The 15,438-nt window shown below is 53.1% G+C and carries 20 protein-coding genes; 18 read left to right on the forward strand and 2 right to left on the reverse strand.

The window, feature by feature from the left end:
* Positions 1–49: 49 nt before the first annotated feature.
* A complete protein-coding gene (locus FBF29_01225; protein ID QJU07323.1) occupies positions 50–658 on the forward strand; it encodes a hypothetical protein in 609 nt (202 codons plus the stop codon).
* On the opposite strand, the gene FBF29_01230 is transcribed toward FBF29_01225, so the two are convergent.
* A complete protein-coding gene (locus FBF29_01230) occupies positions 636–2,102 on the reverse strand; it encodes a methyltransferase domain-containing protein (protein QJU07324.1) in 1,467 nt (488 codons plus the stop codon). The two genes, FBF29_01225 and FBF29_01230, sit on opposite strands and share 23 nt — an antisense overlap.
* On the opposite strand from FBF29_01230, the gene FBF29_01235 reads away from it, so the two are divergent.
* The 8 genes from FBF29_01235 to recO all read left to right on the forward strand — a co-directional run bounded on the left by FBF29_01235 (position 2,008) and on the right by recO (position 7,409).
* Positions 2,008–3,096 carry a flippase-like domain-containing protein gene (locus FBF29_01235; GenBank protein ID QJU07325.1) on the forward strand — a complete coding sequence of 363 codons (1,089 nt, stop codon included), beginning with the start codon at positions 2,008–2,010 and terminating at the stop codon, positions 3,094–3,096. The genes FBF29_01230 and FBF29_01235 overlap by 95 nt on opposite strands.
* Complete coding sequence (gene xseA / locus FBF29_01240) at positions 3,059–4,168, forward strand: exodeoxyribonuclease VII large subunit (GenBank protein ID QJU07326.1); 1,110 nt, start codon at positions 3,059–3,061, stop codon at positions 4,166–4,168. Before FBF29_01235 ends, xseA begins: the two co-directional genes overlap by 38 nt.
* A complete protein-coding gene (locus FBF29_01245; protein QJU07327.1) occupies positions 4,155–4,364 on the forward strand; it encodes an exodeoxyribonuclease VII small subunit in 210 nt (69 codons plus the stop codon). The genes xseA and FBF29_01245 overlap by 14 nt, the downstream gene beginning before the upstream one ends.
* Positions 4,361–4,885 carry a hypothetical protein gene (locus tag FBF29_01250; GenBank protein ID QJU07328.1) on the forward strand — a complete coding sequence of 175 codons (525 nt, stop codon included), beginning with the start codon at positions 4,361–4,363 and terminating at the stop codon, positions 4,883–4,885. Before FBF29_01245 ends, FBF29_01250 begins: the two co-directional genes overlap by 4 nt.
* Positions 4,886–4,900: 15 nt before the next feature.
* A complete protein-coding gene (locus tag FBF29_01255; GenBank protein QJU07329.1) occupies positions 4,901–5,569 on the forward strand; it encodes a hypothetical protein in 669 nt (222 codons plus the stop codon).
* 87 nt (positions 5,570–5,656) lie between these two features.
* Positions 5,657–6,370 carry a HAMP domain-containing histidine kinase gene (locus FBF29_01260; protein ID QJU07330.1) on the forward strand — a complete coding sequence of 238 codons (714 nt, stop codon included), beginning with the start codon at positions 5,657–5,659 and terminating at the stop codon, positions 6,368–6,370.
* The gene (locus FBF29_01265; protein ID QJU07331.1) at positions 6,367–6,735 is read left to right on the forward strand and encodes a response regulator; all 369 of its coding nucleotides are present in this window, start codon (positions 6,367–6,369) and stop codon (positions 6,733–6,735) included. The genes FBF29_01260 and FBF29_01265 overlap by 4 nt, the downstream gene beginning before the upstream one ends.
* On the forward strand, positions 6,732–7,409 hold the full coding sequence (gene recO, locus FBF29_01270) for a DNA repair protein RecO (protein QJU07332.1): 678 nt from the start codon (positions 6,732–6,734) through the stop codon (positions 7,407–7,409). Before FBF29_01265 ends, recO begins: the two co-directional genes overlap by 4 nt.
* On the opposite strand, the gene FBF29_01275 is transcribed toward recO, so the two are convergent.
* Positions 7,387–8,241, reverse strand: coding sequence for a hypothetical protein (locus FBF29_01275; GenBank protein ID QJU07333.1), 855 nt, complete (start codon positions 8,239–8,241; stop codon positions 7,387–7,389). The two genes, recO and FBF29_01275, sit on opposite strands and share 23 nt — an antisense overlap.
* A gap of 100 nt (positions 8,242–8,341) precedes the next feature.
* Here FBF29_01275 and FBF29_01280 point away from each other — a divergent pair, with 100 nt between their 5' ends.
* From FBF29_01280 to FBF29_01320, 9 genes are all read left to right on the forward strand, one after another.
* Positions 8,342–9,943, forward strand: coding sequence for a glycine--tRNA ligase (locus FBF29_01280; protein QJU07951.1), 1,602 nt, complete (start codon positions 8,342–8,344; stop codon positions 9,941–9,943).
* Between the two features lie 44 nt (positions 9,944–9,987).
* The gene (locus tag FBF29_01285; GenBank protein ID QJU07334.1) at positions 9,988–10,605 is read left to right on the forward strand and encodes a hypothetical protein; all 618 of its coding nucleotides are present in this window, start codon (positions 9,988–9,990) and stop codon (positions 10,603–10,605) included.
* Positions 10,606–10,714: 109 nt separating this feature from the next.
* Positions 10,715–11,215, forward strand: a complete 501-nt coding sequence (locus FBF29_01290) for an NUDIX hydrolase (protein QJU07335.1) — start codon at positions 10,715–10,717, stop codon at positions 11,213–11,215.
* 51 nt (positions 11,216–11,266) lie between these two features.
* Positions 11,267–11,488: a hypothetical protein gene (locus tag FBF29_01295; GenBank protein ID QJU07336.1), complete on the forward strand. Its 222-nt coding sequence runs from the start codon at positions 11,267–11,269 to the stop codon at positions 11,486–11,488.
* On the forward strand, positions 11,488–11,874 hold the full coding sequence (locus FBF29_01300; protein ID QJU07337.1) for a type II toxin-antitoxin system death-on-curing family toxin: 387 nt from the start codon (positions 11,488–11,490) through the stop codon (positions 11,872–11,874). The genes FBF29_01295 and FBF29_01300 overlap by 1 nt, the downstream gene beginning before the upstream one ends.
* A gap of 97 nt (positions 11,875–11,971) precedes the next feature.
* Positions 11,972–12,637 carry an SDR family oxidoreductase gene (locus FBF29_01305; protein ID QJU07338.1) on the forward strand — a complete coding sequence of 222 codons (666 nt, stop codon included), beginning with the start codon at positions 11,972–11,974 and terminating at the stop codon, positions 12,635–12,637.
* 26 nt (positions 12,638–12,663) lie between these two features.
* On the forward strand, positions 12,664–13,677 hold the full coding sequence (locus FBF29_01310; GenBank protein QJU07339.1) for a YvcK family protein: 1,014 nt from the start codon (positions 12,664–12,666) through the stop codon (positions 13,675–13,677).
* A complete protein-coding gene (locus FBF29_01315; GenBank protein ID QJU07340.1) occupies positions 13,674–14,288 on the forward strand; it encodes a hypothetical protein in 615 nt (204 codons plus the stop codon). The genes FBF29_01310 and FBF29_01315 overlap by 4 nt, the downstream gene beginning before the upstream one ends.
* Complete coding sequence (locus FBF29_01320; GenBank protein QJU07341.1) at positions 14,266–15,429, forward strand: diaminopimelate decarboxylase; 1,164 nt, start codon at positions 14,266–14,268, stop codon at positions 15,427–15,429. The genes FBF29_01315 and FBF29_01320 overlap by 23 nt, the downstream gene beginning before the upstream one ends.
* Positions 15,430–15,438 lie beyond the last annotated feature (9 nt).

The raw sequence follows: 15,438 nt of genomic DNA on the forward strand, positions 1-15,438 counted from the left end.
AGAGAGGCTTGGTTTGGCGAGCGAGTAAATAGAAGAACGGTACTACTGGGTGGCTTGGGTACTGTTGGCGCAGTGGCATTCTGTGGTGCTGTGTACGAATCTCGAGAAACGCCTCGTGATGGAGACGCTGCAGGCATTGCACGCGGTACAGACGGCGGCGGCAGAGGTTGCTGAGCGCGGCGTCAATGGCCAGACAACCTCAGAAGAGACGATCGCAGCGATGATGCAGCGTGAGAGTGGTGCAATGGTAAAGATTGAGGTGGCGCTTTCCGAGCCGCTGGCGCACTATGCTGCGGGCGAGGGGCCGTATGCGTCAATTGGGGCAAATATGGTGGACGGACTATTGAGCCAGATCGGGCGGGAGGTGTTTGCCGATACCGATCAACAGATGACGACGGAAATGACCGAGCAGGCGCGGCTGGCATTGGCATTTTTACTTGTGGCGTTGAATCAGCGGCGGATTGGTCTGGGCGCTAGGGATCTACTGGCGATGTGTCAGCAGTATCATCAGGAGGCGATCGCTCCTTCTGCGGCCAAGCAAGCAGCAGAGGCGCGTCAAGCGCAGCTTGATCTTTTGGAAAAGGAATTGGTGGGTCGCTTGGGGCAGCTCGCAGACTATGATCCGGCGTTACGGCTTAAACGTCCGGTGCTCGGCTAGTCAGCAAGATCAGTAGCTCGCGGGCGACGACCTGGTCGGGGCGGCGATAGATGAGCGGGATGTGGTTGAGTTGGTGATAGCCAAGTTTTTGGAGGTTTTTTATTAGCGGCAGATGAGTGGCCCGGCCGGATGCGTCGTACCACGCTGGCACGGCGATGCATAACGGCGTGTTTGGAGCTAGCTGCGGACGGATATTAGTGAGGAAGCCAGTGATAATGTGATTACAGTTGCCGACAACCTCTGCTAATTTTTGGGGTGCGGGCGGTGCGGAAAAGGGCTGACCGAGGTAGGTTTCGCAGACGACGGCAGTGAGGTGCTGGCTATCTGGCCAGTGGTGTGTGGTGGCATCGGCTTGATGAATGTCAATAACGCGGCCAATAGGGTGGCTGGGCGTGGTGAAGGTCGATTGTAGCCACGACAGATTCTCGGCGGTGTAGTCAACCATTTTCTGGCTGAGGTCGGTGCCGACGACGTCGTAACCAGCGAGCAACGCTTCTTGCAGGACGGTGCCGGTGCCGCAGAAGGGGTCGAGGATTGTTACAGCAGCTCGGCTTCCAGTCGTCTCCTCCAAGTCGAATGCATCCGGCAACGCCGTCCGCAGAACCATCGACTTGTCAGAGAGGCTGGAAGCCGACCTTGTCACAGAATTGTCGTGTGGTCTTTGACGAGTCAGCGATCCAGCGCCCAGTGCTAAATTCAGCATAATCTGCGCCAGTTTAGGCGGCAGCATGCCGACGAAGGCGTCGCGCTTGGGACGGTGGCGGTCGCGGCGGGTGTAGACGGTGATGTTTTGGACGCCGCGGCTCTCGGCAATGATCAGGCGGCGGTCGGTTGTCTTGACGAGGAGTAGCTCGACTTTATGGGGTGATCCGCCAAGCTTGTTATTGTGCGCGGTGGCGGTGGAGAGGGCGGGCTGGTCGTTCGGGATGAGACGGAGGCTGGTGCCAGATTTTTTCAGGGATGATTTGAGGATGAGGCCGGTTTTTTGGGCGTCGCGGGCGCTGACATTTAGATTATAAGCGCTGAGGCCGAGGGTGATTTTATGCGGCGAATGCGCCCATTTGGCTTGATAATGCTGGGTGATGAAGCGCGAGGCAGCGAGGAGTGAGGCCTTGTCAGTGCGACTGGCTGGCAGCTCGGTGATCACTTTAGCACATTTGATGGTGCCGCCTAAGGTAGTAATGTCAAATTGAGACGTTTGAACTTCGGCAAACTGCTGGCTGATGCGATTGATGTAGTCTGCGCCAAACACCGCCGCAAGTTCGGCGAGCGAGATCTCTGGCTGGCGGCCAAGCAGGGCGATATACATGGTTTGATTATAGCAAAAACCGCGTGATATAATTGACGATATGGTATCAAAAGGGATACGGCAACTTTTGGAGGCATTAAAGTCACCGCGGACGATCATGAGTATCGTGACGCTGGCGGTGCTGGTACTGATCATTTTTCTGTCGCGTGCGGAACTGATGCGGGCGTGGGAGCTGCTCGGCCGGGCAAATATCTGGCTATTGATGTTGCTGCTGCCGTTTCAAATTATCGTGTATTTCGCGGGCGGCGAGATGATTTTTGCCTATCTTCGCGACAAAAAACTGATCGGGCATATCTCACGGTTTGAGCAGACGCGGATTGCGCTGGAGCTGAATCTGGTTAATCACATTTTTCCGTCAGGCGGCGTCAGCGGTATTTCCTACACGACGTGGCGGATGCACAAGCTCGGCGTCAGCTCGGCGCGCTCGACCTTTGCTCAGGTGATCCGTTACGTGACGGGCTTTTTGTCGCTGATGGTGCTATTGATCGCGGCGGTATTGATCCTGTCAATTGACGGGCAGGTCAACCGCTACATCGTGACGTCAAGTTTCTTCCTTGTGCTGGTGGTGCTGGCACTGACCTTTGGGCTGATTTTTATGTTCTCGTCGCGAAAGCGCATGCACAACACGGCGGTGCGGGTGTCGCGGCTGATCAACGCGGTAGTGCGGTGGGCGACACTGGGCAAAATCAAGCGGCTGCTGGTTTCGACGAAAATCGAAGCGTTTTTTGCTGAGATGCATGATGATTTCGTGGAGCTGTCAGAGCATCGGTATTTGCTCATCAAGCCGCTGGTCTGGGGCGCGATTTATGCCATTTTCGATGTGCTGATGTTCATCGTAGCCTTTTGGGCGCTGGGTGTATCGGTTAATCCAGCGGTGCTGATCATCGGCTACGGCGTGGCGGGGCTGGCTAGCTTGGTGGCCTTTACACCGGGTGGTGCGGGCGTGTACGAAGCGATTATGATTGTTTTCTTGAGCATGACCGGTGTGGCGCCGGACGTCGCTATCGCTGGGATTGTACTGACGCGGGTGATTTTACTAACAGGGACAATTGTCTTTGGGTATATGTTCTACCAGCACGCGCTGATCAAATATGGGCGGCCAGATGACGACGATGGCGCCGCGGTTTAGCGTTAGTGACTTTGTAGCGGTCGTCAATCAGGTGCTGGAGACCGCTGTCCCGGTTGTTGAGATTGAGGGCGAGGTTGCTGAGTTCACGGTGCGTCAGCAAAAATTTGTCTTTTTTACGCTTAGGGACCATGAGAGTGCGGTCAATTGTTTCATGATGGCGTGGCAGCTCAGGACACCGATTGAGGAAGGGATGTGCGTGGTGGTGCGAGCCTCGGCCAAGCTAACTGCCAAGGGTAAGTTTAGCCTGACAGTACAGGAGGTCAAGCCGCTGGGTGCGGGGCACCTCAAGCGCAGCGCCGAGTTACTCAAGGCGAAACTGGCGGCCGAAGGGCTGTTTGATACGGAACGGAAGCGCTCCTTGCCGCCATATCCTGCTCGCGTGGCGGTCATTTCCAGCACCCAGGCGGCGGGCTATGCGGATTTTATGAAAATTGCTGGTGAGCGCTGGGGCGGGGTGCGGTTTATCGTGGCTAATGTTAAGGTTCAGGGTGATGGCGCGGCTGATCAGGCGGTGCGGGCGATTGCCCACTGCAACCAGCTGGCGGAGCCGCCGGAGGTGATCGTGCTGATTCGCGGCGGCGGTAGCGCCGAGGACCTGGCGAGCTTTAATGACGAATGTCTGGTGCGAGCGGTGGCTGGCAGCCGCGTGCCGGTGCTGACTGGTATCGGGCACGAGGTTGACGAAAGTTTGTGCGATTTGGCGGCTGATCGACGGGCGGCCACGCCGAGCAATGCCGCGCAGCTGCTATTTCCGGATAAACACGAGGTGGGGCGGCAGTTAGCGTTGCGGCTGGGCAGCGTGGCGGAGGTAATTCAGCGGCAGATTACGGAGCAACGCCTTCACGTAACAATGTTGCAACAAGTGGCGCTCGAACAGTGGTCGCACCGCGTTGACATTGCTAAAAATATGGTATTGTCGCAACAACGGATGATTGCTGAATACGATCCGGAGATGGTACTGCGGCGCGGGTATGCGATGATCAGCGGCGATCGTCAAATTGGTAGTATTGTGAAGATTACAACAAAAGATATGATTATGAAAGCGAGGATTGAGAGTAGTGAAAAACGATAAAACGAATGAGAAAACGATTGAGCAGATGATGGCGGAGCTGAACGAGAGAATTGCGTGGTTTCAGGGCGATGACTTTAATCTGGACGAGGCTAAGCAGCGGTTTACTGAAGCGCAGCAGCTGGCGAAGGAGATTGCGGCGGCGCTGGACGATATGCAGCACGACATTACAGTGCTTAGCGAGGATTTTAGCGCGTGATATGGCTGCTGTGGCTTGGTGGCGCGATTCTGATGATCTTTGCGCTGCCAGCATTGATCGGTGCGCCGTATGTGCCGTCACGGTCGCGCGAAGTGCAGCGGTTATTTGCCGAGGCGCTATCGATCGGGAAGGATGACGTAGTGCTTGACATCGGATCGGGCGACGGTGTGGTGCTGATGGCGGCAGCCCAGCAGGGTGCGCGGGCGATTGGCTATGAGATTAATCCATTCCTGGTGCTAATATCGCGCTGGCGGCTGCGAAAATTACCGGGCGCGCAGGTGCACTGGGCGAATATCTGGCGGCGGCCGGTGCTTGACAAGGTGACGGTGATGTACACCTTTGGCGATGGCCGCGATATCGCAAAAATGTTTCAGCTGGCCGAGCGTCAAGCAGCCGCTCAGACCGAGCCGCTGACTTTCGTGAGCTACGGATTTTCTGTCCCCGGCACGCAGCCGACAAAAGAATACCACGGCTATTTTCTCTATCGGCTGCCGGGAGGCTTTACATCGCCCGAAGCATAAGCTATACTGATGCATATGAGTAGAAAAACAGAGATGGAACAGGGATATGTTAATAGCTGGATGATTGTGGCGATTAGTGCGATTGTGCTGTTCGTGGCGGCTGGTAGTGCAGCGATTTGGGCGTACCTGGCATATTCACAGGAAAAAACTGCGGTCGAGAGTCGGATGGCGGTAGCTTCGGCCAAGGCGCGCGAAGAGCAATCAAAGGCTGACCGCGAGAAATTTAATGAAGAAGCCAAAAACCCGCGCATTGAATTCGTCGGCCCCGAGCAGTACGGCCGCGTCTCATTTATGTATCCAAAAACCTGGAGTGTTTACGTAGCGGCTGACGGCAGCGATCGCGGCGATTACAAGGCATATCTCCATCCAGTCATCGTGCCACCAACGAGTACAAACAGCAATAACCCAAACAAGTTTGCACTGCGCCTCGAGATCCTTAACAGTGACTTTAATAAGACACTAGATCAGTACGCCAGCTTGCTGAAAAAAGGCGACTTGACCTCGAGTAGCGTCGAATACAACGGTAACACCGCCACGCGCATTGACGGTGCGTTTAGCAAGGATCTGCGCGGCTCGGTGGTGCTGATGAAGGTGCGCGACAAGACGCTGCGTTTTTCAACCGATGCTGATACGTTTAAGCCAGATTTTGAGGCCATCCTTAAGACGGTGAAATTTGTCCAGTAATCTCTCTTGGCTGCGGCCAGTATCCGTGAAATAATGCCAAGCAGGAGCAGTTCTTTTTGGCGCCTCGGTTTGCTATACTAGAGGTATATGGCGCAGCCACAGTGGAGTGATAAGGAGTTTGCCGCGATGCCCAGCATAGCGGTGGCAGCGCATGAGCTGAAGGCGCCGCTGGCGTTGATTCGGCAGATGAGTTTATTGATCGAGGATGGCCAGCTCAGTCCAGCCGAGGCGCAGCTGATGCAGCGGCGGTTGACGTTGACGGCGGAGCGCTCGCTGGCTTTAGTACAGGACTTGGCGCATACCGTGAATGTGCAGCCAACGCTGTTTCCACTGGAGCCGGTTAATCCACTGGCGCTGCTAGCCCAATTGGCGCACCAGTCGCGCGATATGCTGCGGCTGTATGACCGACGGGTGACGTGGCCACGGGCGGGCAAAAAGCGACTGGTGGTGGCTAATCCATTGCTGCTTGGGCGGATTATGATGAATTTTCTCGATAATGCGATGCGCTATAGCGAGGCTGGGGCAGCAATTCGCGTGACCATGCGTCAAGCGGGGACGATGGTGCGGCTGGGTGTACGGGATTTTGGGCCGATGATGAGCCTGGCTGAGTATCGGCAGCTGGTGGATGAGATGACCACGCACAAATCAGTCAGAACTCGGCCGGATAGCAGTGGTCTCGGAGTGTATATCGCTGCAACGTTCGCGCGGGCGATGGGCGGGCAGATCGGGCTGATACGCCACCGAGACGGGCTGACGTTTTATGTTGATGTGCCGCTCAGCGAGCAGATGAGCTTATTATGAAAAAACTCCTGATCATCGAGGATGATCCGCAGTGGGCGGCAGTGCTGGAGCGGTATGCGCTGGAGGCGGGGTATACGGCCCGGACAGTGGTGGCGGCTGGACAGGCGATAGCGATGCTTGATGAGTGGCGGCCGGATGGCTTGATTCTCGATATGCTGCTGGCGGGTGAGACGGGGATGGCGCTGCTGAATGAACTGCAAAGCCACGAGGATCTGTCACGGTTGCCAGTGGTGGTGTGTAGTAATGTAGTGCTTGACCCTGATCAGCTGCGGCCATTTGGCGTGCGGGCGGTGCTCGATAAGGCGCGAATGACGCCCGACGACGTGCGAGCCGCGCTCAGCGTGCTAGGCGAGGAGACTGAATGAAAGACGGTGAGCGGCTCAAGGCGATCGTGCTACGGCGGACGGATTATGCGGAGGCTGATCGGGTGTTGCAGTTACTAACGCCCCAGGGGCGGCGGGCGGTGATCGCCAAGGGGGTGCGTCGCGAGCGGAGTAAGCTGGCCGGTGGCATTGAACTATTGGCGCTGTGCGATGTGGTGATTCGTTCGGGCCGCGGCGAGCTGGGACTGCTGACCAGCGCCAGGCTCAGCGCGTTTTATCGGCATATCCTCGAGGATTATGAGCGGATGCAGTTCGCTTACCAAGCGCTCAAGCTGGTGGCGCAGGCGACCGAGACCGTTGATGGGCCGGAGTGGTTCGCGGTGCTTAGCCAGGTGTTGGCGTGGCTTGATCGGCCGGCGGTTGATCGGCTGCTGGTCGAGACGTGGTTTTATATGCAGTACGCCGGGCTGCTGGGCGACGAGCTGAATCTACGCACTGACGTGGCCGGGCGGATGCTGACGAGCAATAAATCATACATGTACGATCCAAGCGAAAAAGCCCTAAGGCCAAGCGAGCAGGGTGACCTGACGGCCGATCATATCAAGTTGCTGCGCCTCATCCAGGCCAAGCCGCTAGAAAATCTCACCCACATCGGCGGCCTCGGCCCGGTCATCGCTAGTTGCTGGCTGGTAGCTAGGCAGCATGCCGCGGTGTAACTGTGTCTTGTAGAGCATGCTTCACAATTGCTTTCCGTAGGGGGGAGAAGGCAGATTCCATGAAAGTATTAGGGTTTTGCCCGGACTCAATATCCGACTGATTAAGCTTGGTGAGTATGTTATGTGTTGAAATATCGGGGTTCTCTTCGGGGTTAATCTCTATCTCTTCCGAGTATTGGCCACGGAAATATTCAATCTCATGTAAATAGGACTCCTTGCAATATTCCACCTCGAGATCTGGCTTACTTATTTTGATAATCTCATCGGCACATTCCCAGAGCAGGACAACCGCGCTTCTTTTAGCGTCGTCATCAAATCGACCCATCGCGGCGAGATCGCGTAACGTGCGCGCTAGGAGTATTTTATTGAGGACGGAACTAAAAGAAGTATCTGTTCTTTCAGTCTGACTGGCGTAAACACTGTGAGCATCTTCTAGTGCTTGATCTAGAAAGGCCTCCTTTACTTGGTCGGACACTTCACTAGTGCAGGCAGAGTCAAAATTACGCTTTGCCGAGAGAAAAGTATTGTGTTCATAGGGGGTGATGAGTCCTGAGAGTTGATCTCTGAGTAGCATCCATTGCCCAAAGTATTCTCTAATTTTACCTTGCTCCTGAGCTGTTAGCGGGCTTGTGGAGCTAAAAGCAGCGAAACCAGTGACGCGGATCCCTTCGGCGACTATGCTTCTAGCTCTATCATCCGCTCCTTCGTATTTATCAGAAATCTCTAGTAATCTACGGACCTCCTCCAATGAGTATTCCTGGGGGTGACGTATTGCAGGGGAATCTGGAAAAATTTTATCTGTAGACGATGTGTTGTACTGTTCCTGACTCATAACACCATTGATACTCCCTATGTGCGATTGTTGCACAATAAATAGCGACCGTCAAGCATGCTATAATAAACCTTAGTTAATGAATCGCCATGTTGCCAACATGGGGAAAGGTTGTGTGATGAGTCAAGCAAAAATGGAAGATATTATCAGCCTGTGTAAGCGACGCGGCTTTATTTATCAGGGGTCGGATGTATATGGCGGCCTGAGCGGTACGTGGGATTACGGTCCGCTGGGTGTGCAACTGAAGCGTAATATCATGAATTTGTGGTGGCGCCGGTTTGTTGACGAGCGCGACGACATGTATGGCGTTGATGCGGCGATTTTGATGAATCAGAAGGTCTGGCAGGCCAGTGGGCATGTAGATACGTTTTCTGATCCATTAGTAGAGTGTAACCACTGCAAGGCGCGCTTTCGTGAAGATCACTTGCTCAAAGACCAGAAGGAAAAACTGGACGAGTACGAGGCTCTCACCGACAAGATCCAATGGTATCGCGAGCATGCCACGGCGCCGAATTTCTATGACGAGATCAAAGAAAAAGAGCCCGATTTGTTCAAGAAAATACTGGACATGGAGCTTGGTCCAAGTGAGATTGACCTCGAGGAGGCCAGTGATTTTGGGCTGAAAGAGTGGTCGCATGTACTCAGAGTGATTAAATGTCCTAACTGTGGTACGCGAGGTAATTTTAGTGAGCCGCGACAGTTTAACATGATGTTCAAGACATTTGTCGGTGCTAGCGGGCAAAATGAGCTGGCAATTGATGAGTTGACGGGGGGCGTCGATGGTAAGCGTAGTCCTAATGGCATGAAAGCGATTACCTACGATCCACAGTCGATTTCCTATCTCCGCCCCGAAACCGCCCAAGGTATCTTCACCAATTTCAAAAACGTCGTCGATAGTTTCTATCCGAACTTGCCGTTTGGCATCGCTCAGCAGGGTAAGGCCTTTCGTAATGAGATTGCGCCGCGCGACTTCGTCTTCCGCTCTCGGGAGTTTGAGCAGATGGAGATTGAGTATTTCGTCGATCCTGAGCATTGGCAGGAAGCATTTGATGAGCTGCTGGCGGCGACACATGCGTTTTTGGCAGAATTGGGCTTGAAACCAGAGCACATTCACGAGCTGGACGTGCCGGCGGAGGATCGGGCACACTATAGCAAAAAGACGATTGATATCGAATATGACTATCCGATCGGCCGCGAGGAGCTGATGGGCATCGCGTATCGGACCGATTTTGACCTGATGAACATCCAGCGCGCCAGTGGCAAGAGTATGGAGTACACCGTCAAGGGAACGAACACAAAATTTGTTCCGCACGTCATCGAGCCGAGCTTTGGTGTGGAGCGGGCGCTGATGGCGGTACTGTCGGGCGCGTACCGTGAGGACGAGCAAAACGGTGAAAAGCGGGTGTATTTGGCCTTGCCAGAGCATTTGGCGCCGGTCAAATTTGCCGTTTCACCGCTACTCAAAAACAAGCCAGAATTGGTGGAAAAAGCCCGTGAAGTCTACGCCCAGCTCGCCAAAGCCAACCCAGGCCGGGTGATGTGGGACGACAACGGCAACATCGGCAAACGCTACCGCCGCCAAGACGAAATCGGCACGCCGCACTGCGTGGTCATCGACTTCCAGACGCTGGAGGACGGCACCGTCACCGTGCGCGAGCGAGATACGACGGAGCAGAGGCGAGTGAAGGTTGAGGAGCTATAGATACTAGAGATGAAAAAGTAAATTGGGTTTAAGGAGGTAAAATAATGATAGAAAGTAGACCTGAGTTTGATAAAATCACATCGTTTGACGAGTTTAATAAATACTATTGGTATCGTGAAGAAATTTCACAGATATGCAAGTCATTAGGATTAGAGTACAAAGGTACAAAACAGGAACTCAATCACATTATTGAGCAGTACTTTAAGGGTAATTTGATTAAAAAGTCATCAATAAAAAATGAAAAGAAGCAAGTTGAAAATATTACCTTAGATACGCCATTACTTGAATGTGGGTTTTCCTTTAACGTAAAATTTAGAGAATATTTCTCCGCCGTAACAGGTATTACACCTTTTAAATTTACTGCTAATATGGCAACAGCTTGGAGGAAAGTAAAAAGAGAAAAGGATGGCAAATTTACAATCAAAGATATGCTGAAGGTGTATTATGGAGAGTCGGATTATGCCAAGTATGATAATTCGGTTTGTCAATGGAATCAATTTTTAAAGGATTTCTGTGCAGATGAAAATAGCCGCAACTATTCGAACAAATTAAAAGTAGCTTCTATTCTTTGGAAAGAAGTTAGAAATTCAAAAAATGAAAAAATTTATTCAAAGAATCTTTTGACTGAATATGCCAGTAAAATAAAAGAGTATCACAATTAGATAATCCCAACGTGTTAACACCCAATGAGTAGTTAATCATGGATATTGGAAAGACAGAATATACTGTAGGTGAAATGGTATCAGCTATCTGGCGTTCAGGTGTAGTATAATGACTTTCATGACAAAAATTACCAAAGGATATATCATTACGCAAAATCTAGACGGCATAGATCATCTGGATTGTCTGTATCGCATTTCGCTCAAAGCCTTGATTTATAACGATGCTGGGCAGATTTTGGTCGTCAAGGAAATTGATCGGACGTATTGGGATTTGCCAGGTGGTGGCATGGATTTTGGCGAGACGATTGAGTCGTCACTGAAACGCGAGCTACTTGAAGAAGTTGGCTACAAGGGCGATTTGCGTTATCAACTTTTTGACGCGTCGGACGAGATGTATATTGAGCGGATTGATGCCAATCAAATCTGTTTTTATTGCCGCGTCTGGCCAGAGAATTTTGATTTTATACCGGGCGAAGAGGGTGATGAAGTGATGTTCGTTGATCCTGAGGAATTATTGCTTCAGAAAAGCGAAGTTGACGCGCCAGCTCGAGCGTATAGGGCGCATATGAAATGGCGGCAGCTGTATAGGAAATCGTGCGGTAAATATTGATTTGGTTTCGCTAATATTGCAATAAAATTATAATTTTGTTATAATGTTTGCATGGTAATCACTACGATTCAGAAGGTTATCAAGATTGGTTCGAGTCGCGGCGTAACGCTGCCGGCTAGGCAGCTACGGGCACTGGGTGTTCATGATGGTGACGAGATTGAGGTTACGATACGCAAGCGGACAGTGGCAGCCGATGGTGATAAAGTATTAAAGGTTGCAAATTCGCTCCTTGAGCGATACAAAGAGGACTTTTCTCACTTGGCGAAGCGCTAATGGTTAGTTTGACTCTCGAGCAGATTCTGCAGCTTCATGCGCTGGTGCTTATTAGGGATGGCGGCTCAGATGGTGTGCGTGATATTGGTCGGCTAGAATCCGTGGTGTCGGCGCAGCATCAGGTGGTATTTGGCGAGGAATTATACGCAACAGTATTTACCAAGGCAGCGGCATTGATGCGCGGGATTATTGGTGACCATCCATTTGTTGATGGCAATAAGCGGACGGCAATGCTCGCTGGACTGACTTTGCTGGAGGTGAAAGGGTATAATTTTACAGCACAGCGAGGTGAACTAGAAAATTTCGCTGTCCGTGTCGCGACAGATCAGCTTGATATTGATGCGATTGCTAATTGGCTGAAGTGTCATTCGCAGGTGTGTCAATAAATATATCTGGACTCGTCGGCTTGGACGCCGCTTCGATATTTGGGGTGCCCGCGCTTGGTATTTTACAGTCCATCATTTCTCCTGCTATAATAACCACATGCATATTATTCTTGGTGGGACGAGTGGACTTGGACTGGAGATGGCGCGGCAGCTCAGAAAAAGCGATAAACGCGTGTTGGTGCTGGGGAAGACGCATAATGCCCGAGAGCACGGCGAGGGCTTCCCGTTGGATGTGTATTATCCCGAGCAAGTAGCGGCAGCGCCGGCGCGGATTGAGCAGATTTTGGGCGGCGATGCTATTGAGCAATTTGTCTGGGCGGCGGGCTATGGCTGGCGCGGTAATTTCGAGGATCAGCCTGACGCGCGCTCCATGGCGGAGGTTAATTTCGCTGGTCCGTTGCCGCTGGTGCAGTGGGCCTGGTATAGGATGGCGCAGCAGCGGATACGCTCTACACTAACGGTAATCGGCTCGACCAGCAGTATCAAAGCTCGCGGGGACGAAGCGGTGTATGTAGCGACCAAGCACGCCCAGGCAGGGCTGGCCCGTAGCTTGGCCCTGCAGGCGGATGAGCAGCATTTACCGATTCGTGTAGCGCTGTTCTTGCCCGGGGCGATGAAAACGCCGTTTTGGCGGGGGAACCGACCGGATGATTATGCTTTTTTCAATGACCCGGCCAAGGTGGCTGAACATATACTGACCGCCGTTAACATGCAGCATCAGACGTTCCTCGAGTGGCCGCTACCAAAGGGCACGTTGGTCTAAGCTCGCTGAAGTGCTATAATGCGGGCATGACGTACGAAGTGGATAGAGAATATTTTGGAGTAAAAATTGTAGTAATCGGCGGCGGAACTGGTAGTTTCACGCTGCTGTCGGGTTTAAAAAAATATACCCATAGTATCACGGCGCTGGTCAATATGGTTGATGACGGTGGCTCGACGGGCATGCTGCGCGATGAGCTGGGTGTGTTGCCGGCGGGTGATGTGCGGCAATGCCTGGTGGCGCTGAGCAGTTCGCCAAAGGTGCGCGATCTGTTCAATTACCGGTTTGACGAGGGTAGCATGAAGGGGCATGCATTTGGTAATTTATTCATGGCGGCGCTGGAAAAGATGACGGGGAGCTTTTCGCAAGCGGTCGAGACAGCCAGCGAGGTGCTCGGCGTTAATGGGCGGGTATTTCCGATTACGCTGGACGATACCAAGTTATCGCTGAGGCTGCGTGATGGTATGGTCGTTGAGGGCGAGCATGCCATTGAGGTGACGAATATTCCAGGCGATGAGCGGCCGTGGCTGGAACTCAGCCCGCCAGCAACGATCAATCCACAGGCTCGGCGGGCGATTCTGGATGCTGACCTCGTGGTGGTAGCGCCAGGGTTATTGTACGGTAGTTTGGCGCCAGCGCTACTAGTGCGCGGTGTGACGCGGGCTTTGGCCGAGACCAAGGCCAAGAAGGTGTATGTCTGTAATCTGGTGACCAAGCCGACGCAGACCGACGGCTTTACGGTGGCGGACTTTGTCGATGAGATTGAGCGGTTTGCCGGGGTGAGCATGGACTATGTGCTGTATAACAATTATCGTCCGCCAAAGGAACTGCTTGATAAGTACGCGCACAATGGTGAGTATTTGGTGGAATGGGACGAGGCGGAGCTCAAGAAAAAGCATTACTACGCCTCGGGCAAGCACCTGATCGCTAATGGCATTCGTCAGCATAATAAAAAGGCCGATCCGCTGGCGGCGCTGCGTAGTCTGATCCGTCACGACAGCGATAAAATCGCGCGAGAACTAATGAGGATCTACTTTTCATGAGTTTGAAGTTAGTTCTTGATCTTGATCGCACCTTGTTTCGGACGAGTGAGTTGGACAAGGCAGAGTGGGGGCTGCTTGGGCGGCAGTTTGGCATTGACAGCGAGGCAGAGCTGGCGCGGCGGACTGACTTTCATGTGCGCACTGAGAAAGCATACTATTATGATTTCGCGGCGCATGTGCGGGCGGCGGGACTTGATGATGAGGAGGCGTTCTCGTTCTTGCTTCAGTCGGCACTGGCTGATGGGCGAATGGAATACGACGGAGTGGCTGAGGTGGTAGCCTGGGCCAGGCAGCGTGGAACGGTGCATGTCTTGACCTATGGGCCGGCGAATTACCAGCGGTTCAAGGCGGCGTTGTGTCCGTCGCTTGAAGGGGTAGAGATTATCACTACATTGCAGCCAAAAGGCGAGTATTTCCGCGAGCAGTGTCCGACTGGCGAGGTATGGATGGTTGATGATAAGCCAATTGGCGGTGATCTGCCTGATGGCGTGCGATTTATTCAAACAGCGGAATATAACGGCGTTACGGCGTCAGAACATCTAGCGTGGCCAGTAGCGACAGCATTGAGTCAAATTCCTGAGATAGTGGATGGGTATAAACTTTCCAATTGATCAACTGCCCGAGGTGCTTGATACGCCGAGTTTTGTATATTCAAGGCGGATGTTGAAGGAACGGGCTCAGCAGGCGCTAGCGTGCCAGGTGCCGTTCGGCTTGACGGTGCGTTACGCGGCCAAGGCAAATTCACATCCTGAGATTATACGACTGTTTGATGAGTTGGGGTTGCAGTTTGATGCCAGCTCAAGCTACGAGGCAGCGCTGCTGCTCAAGCAGGGAGTGAGTGGCCCAACGATCAGCCTCTCCAGCCAGCAGCCAGCGCACAACCTCAATGAACTGCTCCAGGCTGGCGTACGTTACGTGGCGACGTCGCTTCGTCAATTAGAGCTGGTTGCGGCGAGTCCATACTGCCCAAATACGGTCGGCCTGCGGCTCAATCCTGGCATAGGTTCGGGGCATAATAATCGGACGATGACCGGTGGGGTTAATTCCAGCTTTGGCTTGTGGCATGCCTATGCCGAGCAGGCAGTGGAGCTAGCGAGGCGTCACGACATAACGATTGATCGGCTGCATATTCACATTGGTTCGGGTGCTGATCCGCGGTTGTGGGGCGAGGCGATGGATGCGGCGCTGGCGCTTGTTGGGCGGCTGCCGGAGGTGACCACTCTGGATATTGGTGGCGGTTTTAAGGTACATCGGTTTGGTGATGAACAAGAGGCGGATTTGGCGGTCATTTGCGAGGTGTTTTCTCGGAAATTATCTCAGTTTGCTGAGGAAACTGGGCGGCGACTGCATCTAGAAATTGAGCCCGGAACCTGGCTGGTAGCACATGCTGGCGTGTTGGTTGCGGAGGTGGTGGATATCGTTGATACTGGTGCGGATGGTCACACATTTTTGCGCCTTAATACCGGTATGAATGACATCACGCGGCCAGGGATGTATGGCGCGCAGCACGAGATGATGGTACTCGCGGGTCGCGAGGAGCAGCGAGAATACATCGTGGTGGGGCACTGCTGTGAGACGGGCGATATCTTGACACCAGCGCCCAGCAACCCAGAGAATCTCGCATCGCGGCAGCTAGCCCGGGCGGAAATTGGCGATAAGCTAGTGATCTTTGACGCGGGGGCGTATTGCCAGAGTATGTCGCTGAAACAGTACAATGCGTATCCTGACGCCGGCACCTATTTTATTGACTAAATATACATC

It is taken from the genome of Candidatus Saccharibacteria bacterium oral taxon 488 (assembly GCA_013099015.1).
Lineage (GTDB): Bacteria > Patescibacteriota > Saccharimonadia > Saccharimonadales > Saccharimonadaceae > Nanosynbacter.

Coding starts and splice junctions, on each gene's coding strand:
- FBF29_01280 (QJU07951.1), top strand. CDS start 8,342: ATGGGGAAAGGTTGTGTGATGAGTCAAGCAAAAATGGAAGATATTATC.
- FBF29_01230 (QJU07324.1), bottom strand. CDS start 2,102: ATGATCAGTACCAGCACCGCCAGCGTCACGATACTCATGATCGTCCGC.
- FBF29_01275 (QJU07333.1), bottom strand. CDS start 8,241: ATGAGTCAGGAACAGTACAACACATCGTCTACAGATAAAATTTTTCCA.
- FBF29_01295 (QJU07336.1), top strand. CDS start 11,267: ATGGTAATCACTACGATTCAGAAGGTTATCAAGATTGGTTCGAGTCGC.
- FBF29_01300 (QJU07337.1), top strand. CDS start 11,488: ATGGTTAGTTTGACTCTCGAGCAGATTCTGCAGCTTCATGCGCTGGTG.
- FBF29_01315 (QJU07340.1), top strand. CDS start 13,674: ATGAGTTTGAAGTTAGTTCTTGATCTTGATCGCACCTTGTTTCGGACG.
- FBF29_01260 (QJU07330.1), top strand. CDS start 5,657: ATGGCGCAGCCACAGTGGAGTGATAAGGAGTTTGCCGCGATGCCCAGC.
- FBF29_01290 (QJU07335.1), top strand. CDS start 10,715: ATGACTTTCATGACAAAAATTACCAAAGGATATATCATTACGCAAAAT.
- FBF29_01235 (QJU07325.1), top strand. CDS start 2,008: ATGGTATCAAAAGGGATACGGCAACTTTTGGAGGCATTAAAGTCACCG.
- FBF29_01255 (QJU07329.1), top strand. CDS start 4,901: ATGAGTAGAAAAACAGAGATGGAACAGGGATATGTTAATAGCTGGATG.
- FBF29_01265 (QJU07331.1), top strand. CDS start 6,367: ATGAAAAAACTCCTGATCATCGAGGATGATCCGCAGTGGGCGGCAGTG.
- recO (QJU07332.1), top strand. CDS start 6,732: ATGAAAGACGGTGAGCGGCTCAAGGCGATCGTGCTACGGCGGACGGAT.
- FBF29_01310 (QJU07339.1), top strand. CDS start 12,664: ATGACGTACGAAGTGGATAGAGAATATTTTGGAGTAAAAATTGTAGTA.
- xseA (QJU07326.1), top strand. CDS start 3,059: ATGGGCGGCCAGATGACGACGATGGCGCCGCGGTTTAGCGTTAGTGAC.
- FBF29_01320 (QJU07341.1), top strand. CDS start 14,266: ATGGGTATAAACTTTCCAATTGATCAACTGCCCGAGGTGCTTGATACG.
- FBF29_01305 (QJU07338.1), top strand. CDS start 11,972: ATGCATATTATTCTTGGTGGGACGAGTGGACTTGGACTGGAGATGGCG.
- FBF29_01285 (QJU07334.1), top strand. CDS start 9,988: ATGATAGAAAGTAGACCTGAGTTTGATAAAATCACATCGTTTGACGAG.